The sequence below is a fragment of the Blautia sp. 1001283B150304_161114_C9 genome, from assembly GCF_015668165.1.
GTDB classification, from domain to species: domain Bacteria; phylum Bacillota; class Clostridia; order Lachnospirales; family Lachnospiraceae; genus Blautia_A; species Blautia_A wexlerae.
Genome location: NZ_JADPGO010000004.1, coordinates 1 through 14100, shown reverse-complemented (window position 1 = coordinate 14100; position 14100 = coordinate 1). Strand labels below are relative to the sequence as shown.

Annotated in this window: 12 protein-coding genes and 1 pseudogene; all 13 read left to right on the top strand. The window is 40.7% G+C overall.

Translation table 11 applies throughout. From position 1 onward, the window contains the following. The first annotated feature begins 6 nt into the window (after window positions 1–6). The gene (locus I4V44_RS02965) at window positions 7–1266 is read left to right on the top strand and encodes an ABC transporter permease (protein WP_055053991.1); all 1260 of its coding nucleotides are present in this window, start codon (window positions 7–9) and stop codon (window positions 1264–1266) included. A 297-nt stretch (window positions 1267–1563) separates the two neighbouring features. Beyond that, window positions 1564–1821: an HPr family phosphocarrier protein gene (locus tag I4V44_RS02960; protein ID WP_008703704.1), complete on the top strand. Its 258-nt coding sequence runs from the start codon at window positions 1564–1566 to the stop codon at window positions 1819–1821. Window positions 1822–1875: 54 nt separating this feature from the next. After that, window positions 1876–3492, top strand: coding sequence for a phosphoenolpyruvate--protein phosphotransferase (gene ptsP / locus I4V44_RS02955; protein WP_008703702.1), 1617 nt, complete (start codon window positions 1876–1878; stop codon window positions 3490–3492). A 208-nt stretch (window positions 3493–3700) separates the two neighbouring features. Then, window positions 3701–4573: a DegV family protein gene (locus I4V44_RS02950; protein ID WP_196002303.1), complete on the top strand. Its 873-nt coding sequence runs from the start codon at window positions 3701–3703 to the stop codon at window positions 4571–4573. Between the two features lie 24 nt (window positions 4574–4597). Then, window positions 4598–6364 carry an arginine--tRNA ligase gene (argS, locus tag I4V44_RS02945; protein WP_026648788.1) on the top strand — a complete coding sequence of 589 codons (1767 nt, stop codon included), beginning with the start codon at window positions 4598–4600 and terminating at the stop codon, window positions 6362–6364. Window positions 6365–6539: 175 nt separating this feature from the next. Continuing rightward, on the top strand, window positions 6540–7796 hold the full coding sequence (locus I4V44_RS02940) for a serine/threonine-protein kinase (protein ID WP_118575557.1): 1257 nt from the start codon (window positions 6540–6542) through the stop codon (window positions 7794–7796). Beyond that, window positions 7780–8793 carry a hypothetical protein gene (locus I4V44_RS02935; protein WP_196002302.1) on the top strand — a complete coding sequence of 338 codons (1014 nt, stop codon included), beginning with the start codon at window positions 7780–7782 and terminating at the stop codon, window positions 8791–8793. The genes I4V44_RS02940 and I4V44_RS02935 overlap by 17 nt, the downstream gene beginning before the upstream one ends. 66 nt (window positions 8794–8859) lie before the next feature. After that, complete coding sequence (locus I4V44_RS02930) at window positions 8860–9507, top strand: HAD-IA family hydrolase (protein WP_196002301.1); 648 nt, start codon at window positions 8860–8862, stop codon at window positions 9505–9507. Window positions 9508–9575: 68 nt separating this feature from the next. Continuing rightward, window positions 9576–10346 (top strand): CPBP family intramembrane glutamic endopeptidase, encoded by a 771-nt coding sequence (locus I4V44_RS02925; RefSeq protein ID WP_243100314.1) that lies wholly within the window; start codon window positions 9576–9578, stop codon window positions 10344–10346. 45 nt (window positions 10347–10391) lie between these two features. Further along, complete coding sequence (locus tag I4V44_RS02920) at window positions 10392–11159, top strand: pseudouridine synthase (protein WP_118575549.1); 768 nt, start codon at window positions 10392–10394, stop codon at window positions 11157–11159. Window positions 11160–11374: 215 nt separating this feature from the next. Continuing rightward, window positions 11375–12118 carry a 30S ribosomal protein S2 gene (gene rpsB, locus I4V44_RS02915; protein ID WP_008703689.1) on the top strand — a complete coding sequence of 248 codons (744 nt, stop codon included), beginning with the start codon at window positions 11375–11377 and terminating at the stop codon, window positions 12116–12118. A 100-nt stretch (window positions 12119–12218) separates the two neighbouring features. After that, window positions 12219–13157, top strand: a complete 939-nt coding sequence (tsf, locus tag I4V44_RS02910; RefSeq protein ID WP_019162109.1) for a translation elongation factor Ts — start codon at window positions 12219–12221, stop codon at window positions 13155–13157. Between the two features lie 284 nt (window positions 13158–13441). Next, window positions 13442–13546: pseudogene (locus tag I4V44_RS17490) on the top strand (ParA family protein); the annotation flags it as partial. Window positions 13547–14100: the final 554 nt, after the last annotated feature.

The window sequence follows — 14100 nt, the reverse complement described above, 5'->3', positions numbered from 1 at the left end:
CATTTTATGCTTGAAAATATACGCCTGGCTTTTCAGGGAATATGGTCACATATGATGAGATCCTTCCTGACTATGCTGGGTATCATTATTGGTATTGCGTCTATCATTGCAATTGTTTCTACCATCAAGGGAACCAGTGAGCAGATTAAGGAAGACCTGATAGGTGCAGGTTCCAATACAGTAAATATTTATCTGTATGATGGAGATAATCAATATGATGCGGAATATGGAAATTCTTCAAAAGCACCGATTCTGACAGATGATGTAAAAGAAGAAGTGAAAGATCTGGACCATGTTGAGAATGCAACTTTTTATTATAACAGTACCAGCGCATCTATTTATAATAACAATAACAGTCTGGAAGGCGGAAGTGTTTACGGGATTGATGTGAACTATCTGGCTACCTGCGGATATGTGATTCAGTCAGGACGGGGATTTGTAAAGGATGACTACAAAAATTACAATAAAGTTGCGCTGATCGATGATAATGCGGCACAGAATCTGTTCCCGTCACAGAACCCGGTAGGGCAGACTGTGGAGATTAATCAGGAACCATATACGATTGTGGGAGTGATCCGGCAGGATGAGAATTATCAGCCGACGATCAACAGTATTGACGAATATTACACTTATTATCAGTCAATCGTTGGAAGTGTGATGATTCCGGACAGTTGCTGGCCGATTTCCTTTAAATTTGATGTTCCTCAGAATGTAATTGTGAAAGCAGACAGCACAGATACTATGAGTACGGTGGGAAATGCAGCAGCAGATGCGCTGAATAATTTAATTGCAGCCCTGAATACAGGTGGAAATACAACCATGAAATACAAAGCTGAAGATATCATGGAGCAGGTTAAGAATATGCAGAAGCTCAGTGAGAGTACAAATAATCAGCTGATCTGGATTGCAAGTATTTCTCTCCTTGTGGGTGGTATTGGTGTCATGAATATCATGTTGGTTTCTGTTACGGAGCGTACCAAAGAGATTGGTCTGAAAAAGGCTATCGGGGCACGTAAGAAGACTATTCTGGGACAGTTTCTGACAGAGGCTTCCGTACTTACCAGTATTGGCGGTATTATCGGAGTAATAACAGGAATCGGGCTGTCGAAAGTGGTGGGAAAGGTTACCGGTTCGCCTACTGCGATCAGTGTGCCATCAATTGTGATTGCAGTATTGTTTTCTACAGTGATAGGCGTGGTATTTGGACTGCTTCCTTCTGTGAAAGCAGCAAATTTAAATCCTATTGATGCGTTGAGAAGTGAATAAACACTGCACAGATAAAACAGACTTGATGTACAATACCTTTGTATATTGAGTCTGTTTTTCTGTAACATTTTTAGTTACTGTTTACTGGTAATATCTTGCAAAGCGTGTTATTGAAAACGAAGTGAACAATAACCATTTTTCTGTGGATTTTAAACAGAAAAACAATCAAATCTGTATAGATGTCAAGAAATGTGCTAAAATTTGTACAAAAAATAAAAAAATATGGAAGTACAAATACAGGTTGTGCTATAATGAAGTATCTCAAAAAGAATTATTTATACAGGAGGAAGTTCGCGGATGGTATCATTTACCTATATCATCAAAGATAAATTTGGAATACATGCAAGGCCCGGACTGCTTCTTGTGCAGGAAGCCGGAAAGCTTACGAGCAATATCACTATTTTTAAAGGAACAGACAGTGGTGATGCGAAGCGGATGTTCTGTGTTATGAATCTTGCAGTAAAACAGGGAGATCAGATAACAGTACATGTGGAAGGCGAGAATGAAGAGGCAGATGCCGAAGTAATGAGAGAGTTTTTGAAAAATAATCTGTAACTGTGAAGATGTCAGACAGTTATGCCATAATCTTTAATAAGGAGAATTGGAGTAATGAGAGTATTAGAAGGTAAGTCCGTATTTTCAGGAATCGCAATTGGAAAGATTTCTATTTTGCAGAAAGCAGACACAAGTGTAAAGCGTACGAAGGTAGAAAATCCGGAGGCAGAGATCACACGTGTGCAGGAAGCAAAAGAGAAAGCAGTTGAACAGCTTCAGAAACTGTATGATAAGGCACTCCGGGAAGTAGGAGAATCAGGTGCTGCTATTTTTGAAGTGCATCAGATGATGTTGGATGATGAGGACTATCTGGATTCTATTGATAACATTATCCGTACGGAGAATGTAAATGCAGAGTATGCAGTAGCAACAACAGGTGATAATTTTGCAGACATGTTTGCGCAGATGGATGATGACTACATGAAAGCAAGAGCGGCAGATGTAAAGGATATTTCAGATCGTCTGGTACGTGTATTATCAGGACACGATGAGGGAGATATGGATGCTGCAGAACCATCTATTATCGTTGCTGAGGATCTGGCTCCAAGTGAAACTGTACAGATGGACAAGAGCAAAGTTCTTGCATTTGTTACAAGGAAAGGTTCTTCCAATTCCCATACAGCAATCCTTGCAAGAACTATGAATATCCCGGCGCTGATCAATATTGAATATGATGACAGCATGGATGGGAAAATGGCAGTTGTAGACGGTAAGACCGGTTCTCTTATTGTGGAACCGGATGCAGATACCCTGAAGAAATATCAGGATCAGAAAGACGAGGAGTTGCGCCAGAGAGCAATGCTCAAAGAATTAAAAGGCAAAACTACAGAGACAAAGAGTGGACATAAGATTCATCTGTACGCAAACATCGGAAGCACAGGCGATGTAGCCAGTGTACTGGCTAATGATGCAGAAGGTATTGGTCTTTTCAGAAGTGAATTCATTTATCTGGAAAAAGATAATTATCCGACAGAGGAAGAGCAGTTCCAGATTTATAAAGCAGTAGCACAGAATATGGCAGGAAAGAAAGTAATCATCCGTACACTGGATATCGGCGCAGACAAGCAGATTGATTACTTTGATATGGCACACGAAGAGAATCCGGCAATGGGTTATCGTGCAATCCGTATCTGCCTGGACAGACCGGAAGTATTTAAGACACAGCTTCGTGCACTGTTCAGAGCAAGTATGTTCGGAAATATCTCCATTATGTATCCGATGATCATCTCTGTAACAGAAGTAAAACAGATCAAGGCTATTGTTGCAGAGGTTAAGAAAGAGCTGACAGAGCAGGGCATTCCGTTTAAAGATGACGTAGAGCAGGGTGTAATGATCGAGACACCGGCTGCAGTTATGATCAGTGATCTTCTTGCAAAAGAAGTTGATTTCTTCAGCATCGGAACTAACGATTTAACACAGTATACACTGGCAATCGACCGTCAGAATGCAAAACTGGATAATATTTATGATTCTCATCATGAAGCTGTACTTCGTATGATCCAGATGGTCATTGATAATGCACATAAAGAGGGAATCTGGGCAGGAATCTGCGGAGAGCTCGGAGCAGATACTACATTGACAGAACGCTTTATACAGATGGGGATTGATGAATTATCTGTATCACCTACATTTGTTCTGCCGGTACGTAAGATCGTAAGGGAACTGGACTGATTCTGGCATAAATATCGCAAAAGAATAGAAACAGGCAGTCAAAATTCCGCATGGGTCAATCTATGCGGAATTTTTTTGCAATAAATTAGCGGTTCCTGATTGTGATACATAAAAAAATATGATAAACTGAACATAGTCTGTAATTTTATGAAAAGATAATTGATACATAAAAAATCTGAAGTGGATCAGAAGCAAAGGAGATATGAATATGGGAAAAATTGCCATTGTCACAGACAGTAACAGCGGCATAACACAGGACCAGGCAAGAGAACTTGGAATCAGCGTAATTCCAATGCCTTTTTATATTAACGAGAAGCTTTATCTTGAAGGAATCACTCTTTCACAGGAAGAGTTTTATGAGAGACTTAAGAATGATGAGGCTATTTCTACTTCACAGCCGGGGCCGGCAGATGTATGCGGACTCTGGAATACATTACTGGAAAAGTATGATGAAGTAGTGCACATTCCAATGTCAAGCGGACTGAGTGCATCCTGCGATACAGCAATGGGACTGGCTCAGGAATATGACGGAAGAGTACATGTAGTAGACAATCAGAGAATTTCTGTTACACAGAGACAATCTGTACTGGATGCCCTCACATTAAGAGATGCGGGCAGAAATGCGACACAGATCAAACAGGTTCTGGAAGAGCAGAAGCTGGATTCCAGTATCTATATTACTCTGGAAACTCTGAAATACCTTAAGAAAGGCGGAAGGATTACTCCTGCAGCAGCAGCAATCGGAACAGTTCTGAACCTGAAACCTGTGCTTCAGATTCAGGGTGAGAAGCTGGATGCATATTCCAAAACAAGAGGCAAGAAGCAGGCAAAACGTGTCATGCTCAAGGCTGTGCAGAATGACTGGGAGAACCGCTTCGCAGAATACGTAAAACGTGGCGAAATGTGCCTGCAGTCTGCTTATACAGGAAATCAGGAGGAAGCAGAGGAATTTAAGAAAGAAATTGCCGAAGTATTCCCCGGAATTGAGATTGTGCAGAATCCGTTATCATTAAGTGTTGCATGCCATATCGGACATGGTGCTATTGCAGTTGCATGTTCAAGAAAAGTGGTAGTAGAATAAAACAATCTGAGGAGTTAGGAAAGAATGAAGAAACTTATGGAACAGATGGCGGAAGAACTTTCCGCAGCATTTGAAAAATCCGGATACGACCCATCCTACGGAAAAGTAACCGTATCCAACAGACCGGATCTTTGCGAATTTCAGTGCAACGGTGCTATGGCAGGAGCCAAAGCATACAAGAAGGCACCGTTTATGATCGCTGATGATGTAGTAGCATACTTAAAAGACAGCCAGGTTTTCTCCATGGCAGAAGTCGTAAAACCGGGATTTATCAATTTAAAAGTAAAAGGTGAATTCCTTGCAGATTACTTAAAGGAAATGGCAGCAGACGAGAAACTTTCCGTATCTGCAGCAAAAGAGCCGAAGACGATCATCATCGACTACGGTGGACCAAACGTTGCAAAACCTCTTCATGTAGGACACCTTCGTTCTGCAATCATCGGAGAAAGTATTAAGAGAATCGGTCGCTTTGTAGGACATAAAGTGATCGGTGATGTTCATCTGGGAGACTGGGGTCTTCAGATGGGACTGATCATTACAGAACTGAAACACAGAAAACCGGAGCTGGTTTATTTTGATGATTCTTACACAGGAGAGTATCCGGAGGAAGCACCATTTACGATCAGCGAGCTGGAAGAGATCTATCCATGTGCAAGCGGCAAGTCCAAAGAGGATGAAGCGTACAGAAACGAAGCTCTGGAAGCAACTCATCTTCTTCAGCAGGGCAAACCGGGATACATGGCTCTCTGGAACCATATTATGAACGTATCCGTTACAGACCTGAAGCGCAACTATGACAAATTAAATGTGTCTTTTGATCTCTGGAAAAAGGAATCCGATGCACAGCCATATATTCCTGGAATGGTTGAGGAGATGAAAGAAAAAGGATTCGCTTATGTAGACCAGGGTGCACTTGTAGTAGATGTAAAAGAAGAGAACGACACAAAAGAGATTCCTCCATGTATGCTTCTGAAATCAGACGGAGCTTCTCTTTATACAACTACAGACCTTGCAACAATCGTAGAGCGAATGAAATTATTTAACCCGGATGAGATCTTGTATGTGGTAGACAAACGTCAGGAACTTCACTTTATCCAGGTATTCCGCTGTGCAAGAAAGACCGGGCTTGTAAAAGATGATACAAAGCTTTCTTTCCTTGGATTCGGAACCATGAACGGAAAAGACGGAAAACCGTTCAAGACAAGAGAGGGCGGCGTTATGCGTCTGGAAACTCTCATTAAAGACATCAACGAAGAGATGTTTACCAAGATTGTTGAGAATCGTAGCGTGAAAGATAAAGATGCGAAAGAAACTGCAGAGATCGTAGGGCTTTCCGCAATCAAATACGGTGACCTTTCCAATCAGGCTACCAAGGATTACATTTTTGATATTGACAGATTTACATCATTTGAAGGTAATACAGGTCCGTATATCCTTTATACGATCGTTCGTATCAAATCTATTCTGAACCGTTTTGCAGAAGAGGGCGGCAACCTTGAAGCAGGTACAATCCTTGATCCTGTAAACGACAGCCAGAAGAACCTGATGCTTCAGCTGACAGGTTTTGGTGCAACCGTAGAGAACGCCTTTGAAGAAAAAGCACCGCATAAGATCTGTGCATATATTTACGAAGTATCCAATGCATTCAACAGCTTCTATCATGAGACAAAGATCCTCAGCGAAGAGAACGAAGCACAGAAAGCTTCCTTCATCCAGTTGCTGAAACTCACTAAGAAAGTTCTGGAGACATGTATCGATCTTCTTGGATTTTCTGCACCGGACAGAATGTAAAAATAAAATTCAGTAATAAATCATCTTGTTGCTATAAGCCCTGTTTACATATATTGTAAATGGGGCTTTTCAAAAGGAACTAAATGTGCTATTCTGTATTTATCTAATCTATGCGTGATGAAATTCTTTCATCATATTTTCCATTTTTTTTAACAATTGAACAGGAGGTGAACCGGTGAATTTATCTGGGACTGTATTAAAAGGGCGTTACTGTATTCTGGATCCTGTTGGAAAAGGCGGCGGAGGGAAAGTTTACCTTGCCAGAGATCTGGAACTAGGCGTTTTGTGGGCGGTAAAAGAAATACCGGTATCCGACAAAAGTGAAGCTCGTATGCTTTTGAAACTTTCGCATCCGTCTTTGCCAAAGATGATAGATTACATAGAAGATAACCGAAAATGTTACCTTGTTATGGAATATGTCAGGGGAAAATCTCTGGGTGAGTATTTAAGAGGCGGAAAACATTTTTCCATAAATGAAATCGTTAAATATGGAATGGAGATTTCAGATGTATTCTCCTATTTTCATGGTCGGAAACCACCGGTTTATTATGGAGATCTGAAGCCTGACAATCTGATGCTGTGTGAGAATGGAAGATTATATCTGATCGATCTGGGCGGTGCTGTAAACGGATATAAATATCACCATAAAGTATGTACAGGCACTGCCGGTTTTGCTGCGCCGGAACAATATGAGGGAAAGATAAATGCAGCAACAGATATTTATACATTTGGAAAAACATTATCTGCCTTATGTGGAAAAACAGATTGTCTGTTATTCATCCGGAACATGTCATTATTCTGGCTTATTTTCAGATGCTGCATGAAGAAATCGGAAATGCGTTATCAAAATATGAAGACTGTACAGAAAAAACTAAGCAGAATCCAGAAGAGACAAAATCAGAGTAAAATTAAAAACATGTTGGTTTTGGCAGGGAGCAGTATTGCTTTTGCAGTAATAACTGTTTTTCTTCTGTTTAGTTCTGATCTGGTATCCGGCTCCAAAACATTTGATTTTTATGAAGAGCTAACTGATATTACAGACCTTTATTATCAGGAAGAATTTCAAAACGGCAGTAAAGCGGACAGGGAAAAAATTTGTGAACAGGCAGATACCGGACTGCGGAAATTACAAAAACAATGCACTGAAAAAGAGGAGTCAAGAAAGATATTACAGATTCTGGCAGTAAACAGTGAGTACCAGGAAAATTATGAAAATGCAGGATTCTACTATGAGCAAATGCTTCTTTATGATGAAACTTACAGAGCCGGATACGGTGAATATGGAATGTTCCTGTTCCGTACCGGGCAAAAGGAAGCCGGTCAGGCACTATGGACAGAATATAAGTCGAAAGAAACAATGTTAGACGATACAGTCAGCAGAAATCTGAGATTGTGGGAAAAGGAGATGACTAAGAGTGAAGAAAAATCATAACAGACTCTGGATTGTGACATTTGTATGTTTATGTCTGTGTCTGACTTCGACTATCTCTGCCATGCAGATGGGAGGTTTTGATATTGATGTAGGAAATGGAGAAAACAGCAGCTGGCAATGGCATGAGGAACGGCAGTGGAATCAGAGCAGTTGGGAGAATACGTGGGAAAATAACCGGCAGACTGGAGACAACACATCAGAAACTCCTGCACAGAACGATCAGACGCAGGACAATGGATATCAGTATGATTCTGATACAGGAAACGGAACACAGGATAATATACAGCAATGGAATGGTGTACAGCAGAATAACACTGACTGGAATAACAGCAGTCAATGGAACAATAATTCTCAGTGGGATAATAATTCTCAGAATAATAATGTCCAGAATAATAACGTTCAGAGTAATAATGCCCGGAATAATAATTCTGCATGGAACGCTCAACCTCAGACAGATAACAATATGCAGATAACATCCCGGACGGATAATGAATCCGCTGTTAAGATATCAGAAAAACCCACCCCAACATCAATACCTGTACCAACACCTAAACCTGCGAAAAATCCGAAGCCGACAAAAACACCCAAATCAACTCAGCCCCCAACTCCTAAGCCGTCAAAAAAGAAAAATAAGAAGAAACAAAATAAAGCAAAGAAAACAGAAAAAGAAAACAAGAATACAGGTAATTCCAAAGTGTTTCAGAATAAAGAAAACCAGGGGGATACTGTTGAATACACGCATGTAAAAGATGAAGCTGTTAAGTTTCAGTGCACACAAAATACAGATAGTTTCCATACCCCGCGAATTCAGATAATATCCCGGGGCTCTGTTCAGATTCTTTCTTTTCGGCTTAACAAAACAGAATGTCCCTGGCATTGGGAAGGAGACTGGATCATACCGGATATGGAAGATGAAAATGTAAAAGAAATAGAATTGTTGGTTATCTCTCAAGGCGGAAAGCTGATAAAAATGAATCCCTGGATTTTTTCCTCATAGACGCTTCAGGAAAACAATGCTATAATTTATCATATTATATCAATTTTTCTGAGACAGGAGGAACCTATGTACAAAGTAATTTTGTTTGATTTAGATGGAACATTAACAGAATCCGGAGAGGGTATCACGAAATCTGTTCAGTATGCACTGGAGAGAATTGGAAAGCCTGAACCGGACCTTGAGAAACTGAAGGTTTTCATAGGACCGCCGCTTATGGAGATGTTTATGCAATATGCACAGATTGATGAGGTAACCGCAAAACAGGCGGTGGAAATTTACAGAGAACGCTATTCTGTGACAGGAATCTTTGAAAATGCCGTATATCCGGGAATTGAGAATATGCTGGCACAGTTGGAGAAGAAAGGATATATTCTCGCAGTAGCATCCTCTAAACCGGAAGTATATGTGAGACAGATCCTGGATCATTTTGGACTTACCCGGTACTTCACAGAAATCGGCGGAAGCGAATTGAATGGTCGAAGAACAAACAAGACAGAAGTGATCGAAGATGTTCTGAAACGTCTGAATATGGACAAACACAGAGATCAGGTTATTATGGTTGGAGATAAAGAACATGATGTATACGGAGCACGCAAAGCTGGCCTGGAATGTATTGCAGTTTCTTTCGGATATGGAACTGAAGAAGAGCTTAAACAGGCAAAACCTCTGAAAATCGTTGATTCTGCAGAAGGAATCGTAGATTTTTTCGCCTGAGCCCTCTGCGAAAACAAAATATTGTTTCTAAAATCTGGAGGGCAGGATATCCGGCAGGAATCCATTTTGTGATTTCGCAGATCGTTGCAGGGACTGCGTTGGCAGTATTTGCAAGAACAGCAGAAAATTCGGCAGAGACATACTATAATTACACGATTTTTCTCACAGGCTTAACAGGAATCCTGGCTATGATCCCGGCATTGTATTTTTATCGAAGAGATAAAGTCAGAAGAATTGCCAGCGGCCTGATCCCGGCGCAGAAAAAAGTACCGCTTTCTATATCGGAAACAGTTCTTTTACTTCTGGCAGGAGCCGGATTTGCACAATATGGAAACTTCCTGATGGCAATACTTCAGTCATTTATCAACAGCAGCACCTATCAGGAGAGCATGACCAGAATTACAGAAGGAAAATCACTTTTTATGATGATTTTCTGGATGGGAATCGTTGCGCCGGCAGCAGAGGAAATGATCTTTCGCTGGTTAATCTATCTGCGTCTGCGTGACTGGATGAAGCTGCCGGTGGCAGCAGTGATTTCCGGAGTGGTCTTTGGTATATATCACGGAAATATCGTGCAGGGAATATACGCAAGTATCCTTGGAACAGCATTTGCATGGATACTGGAAATGAGTGGAAATATTTACAGCAGTATGCTGCTTCATATGGGAGCGAATATCTGGTCATTGCTTATTACAGAATATGCACTGGATCTGTTTTCCATGAAATACGGTGTGCAGATTTTGATATTGATCTATCTGATTCTGCTGGCCGGCGTAGTGTGCTGCCTTACTCATTTCGAAAAAGTGTACAGTGTAAGAAAAAAGAAGAGAATGATATAAAAAAATCTGCCATAGAAAGCAGATGATAATCAACAGGAGAATGTGATGGGAAAAGCAGTTCGTCTTGATAAGTTTCTGGCAGATGCAGGAGCAGGGACCAGAAGTGAGGTAAAAAAATATATTCAAAAAGGAAAAGTCCGGATCAACGGTGTGCCTGCAAAGAAACCGGAGATCAAGGTCAGTGAAGAGGATGAAGTAATTCTGGATGGAAACAGAGTTTCCAGGGCACCGGAATTCGTCTATTATCTTCTGCACAAACCTGCAGGTTATGTCAGTGCAACAGAGGATAAGCGTGACAGAACAGTGATGGAACTGGTGCCGTCAGACAGGAAAGATATGTTTCCTGTAGGAAGACTGGATAAAGATACAGAGGGCCTGCTTCTGATCACAGATGACGGAGCACTGGCACATGAACTTCTTTCTCCGAAGAAGCATGTAGACAAAACTTACTATGCTGTCACAGATGGCTGCGTGACAAAAGAGGATGTACAGAGATTTGCTGAGGGTCTGGAGATTGGAGAAAAAAATCCGACTATGCCTGCGAAACTGGAAATCCTCAGAACCAGAAAAGTGGAAGAGGCAGAACTGGAACAGTATCCGTCAGGATGGTCTTCGGAAATTCAGCTTACGATCAAAGAAGGCAAATTCCATCAGGTCAAGCGAATGACAGAAGCAGTAGGAAAGAAAGTGGTCTATCTGAAACGAATTTCCATGGGAGTATTAACATTGCCGGATGACCTGAAAAAAGGAGAATGCCGTCAGTTGACTGCTGAAGAAGAGAAAAAACTGAAAGACAGCATTGGCAGATCCTGAAAAACCTGTAAAAATAATAAAAAATTTGCAAAAAACCCTCTTTACATGGAGGGTTTTTGTATGCTATACTACAGAAGTTGCGAGTCATGCGCATCTATTGCGCGTGCAAAAATATACACGTTCGGAGATTCCCGCGGATGGTGCCCTGCGGTGTGAGGCTGGGTCCCCAGGAAAAAGAACCGGGCGGAAGAAATTAACCAAAAAGGAGAACAAACATGAGCGTTATTTCAATGAAACAGCTTTTAGAAGCAGGCGTACATTTCGGACATCAGACAAGAAGATGGAACCCTAAAATGGCTCCATACATCTACACAGAGAGAAACGGTATCTACATTATCGACTTACAGCAGTCTGTAGGTATGGTTGACGATGCTTACAATGCAATCGCTGATATCGTAGCAGACGGTGGAAGCATCTTATTCGTAGGAACAAAGAAACAGGCTCAGGATGCTATCAAAACAGAAGCAGAGCGTTGCGGACAGTTCTATGTAAACGAGAGATGGTTAGGTGGTATGCTTACAAACTTCAAAACTATCCAGAGCCGTATTGCAAGACTGAAAGAAATCGAAGCTATGGAAGCTGATGGAACATTTGACGTTCTTCCTAAGAAAGAAGTTATTGAGCTGAAAAAAGAACTTGCAAAATTACAGAAAAACATCGGTGGTATCAAAGAAATGAAGAGACTTCCGGATGCAATCTTCATCGTAGATCCTAAGAAAGAAAGAATCTGCGTACAGGAAGCTCATACATTAGGAATCCCGCTTATCGGTATCTGCGATACAAACTGCGATCCGGAAGAACTGGATTATGTAATTCCGGGTAACGATGATGCAATCCGTGCAGTAAAATTAATCGTTTCCAAAATGGCAGACGCTGTTATCGAAGCAAAACAGGGTACTGCAGATGCAGACGGTGAAATCGAAGCTGAATCTGAAGAGTTCGCAGCTACAGAAGAATAATTTTTTGAACCAGTACAGGAAAGCCGACAGGCTTTCCTGTCATTGAAAAAGGAAAAGCCCCTCCGGGCGATTTACGAATATTATTCAGGAGGAAAATGAAATGGCTATCACAGCAGCACAGGTAAAAGAATTAAGAGAAATGACCGGCGCCGGAATGATGGATTGTAAGAAAGCTCTTACAGCTACAGAAGGTGATATGGATAAAGCAGTAGAATTCCTTCGCGAAAAAGGTCTTGCTACAGCACAGAAGAAAGCAAGCCGTGTAGCAGCAGAAGGTCTTTGCAAAACTTTAGTTTCCGAAGACGGAAAGAAAGCAGTTGTTGTAGAAGTTAACGCTGAGACAGACTTCGTAGCTAAGAATGAAAAATTCCAGAACTACGTTGCAGATGTAGCAGCTCAGGCTATGAACACAACAGCAGCAGATATCGATGCTTTCCTTGCAGAAGCATGGGCACTTGATACAACTAAGACTGTTAAAGAAGCTCTTGCAGCTCAGATCGCAGTTATCGGCGAGAACATGAACATCAGAAGATTTGCTCAGGTTACAGAAGAGAACGGTTTCGTTGCTTCCTACACACATATGGGCGGTAAGATCGGTGTTCTTGTAGACGTTGAAACAGACGTAGTTAACGATGCTGTTAAAGAAATGGCTAAGAACGTAGCAATGCAGATTGCAGCTCTGAAACCACAGTACACAAGCGATAGCGAAGTAAGCGCAGAATACATTGAGCATGAGAAAGAAATCCTTATGGCTCAGATCCAGAACGATCCGAAAGAATCCCAGAAACCGGCTAAGGTTATCGAAGGAATGATCACAGGACGTATCAAAAAAGAGCTTAAAGAAATCTGCCTTCTTGACCAGACATACGTTAAAGCTGAAGACGGAAAACAGTCTGTAGCTAAATATGTAGAGCAGGTTGCTAAAGAAAACGGCGCTAAGATTACTGTTAAAGGTTTCGTACGTTACGAGACAGGTGATGGTATCGAAAAGAAAGAAGAGAACTTTGCAGAAGAAGTTGCAAAGCAGATGGGTAAATAATCTGTAAAGATTAATTTTCTATTTAAATTTAAGTATTTATAGGCCCTGAGAGTCTTATAAACACTACGTTTTAGAAGTGATTATAAGATTTTCAGGGCTTTTTTTCTCTAATTTTTTCTAAAAAGTCTAAATTATCTTCAGGCATCACTGAAAATCGTCAAAAAATGCAATTAGTTGAGTACAAAATGAGTAAAAGTTGAGTAAAAATCGAGGTCTGAAATCTTCAGCGAAGTTTACTCAAGTTATCGGCGATTTTATTGTAGCAATCCTCGTAAATAATGCATAAATATGATTATATATTGATCGACTGTATGCCGTCACTGGGGATGGTAACGATTAATGCACTGGTGGCTGCTGATTATATATTGATTCCAGTGGAAGCTGCATATAATGTTGATAATCAATCATTTAGAGAGTTGAAGGAAGGAGAAAAAGGAATACTGACTTATCAGGGTACAAGAAAAGCATCTTCCAGTGGCAATTCACGACCAGCTTCCATATCATCAATTCCCCGGTCTAATATGCAGAGAAGATGATTGTTTTCCCGGCTTTTATCGGTTATAGGGATTTTTTTGTTAATTCCATGAAATCATTCCAATCATACGGTTTATAAATAGTGTAGTCAGATTGCAGGGAATCTTGGAATGACTAAGGGAGCGTTATACAGACATTATGAAAATAAGCTGTAAACGAAAGTATAGCATAATGCAATGATTTTTAACAAAAATCAGTAGAAAATGTTAAGGAAAGTTGGTCGTAAGACCACTCTTTTTATGCTAAAATATGTTAAAAATAATTGCAAAGGTGGGAAAAGTATGGATAACACAAGAAGAATATATTTGGATAATATTCGCTGGATTACGGTTTGCATTGTTGTAATTTATCACGTGATTTATATGTACAATGGTGTCCAGCTGTTTGGAGTAATTGGTCCGTTTAAAGA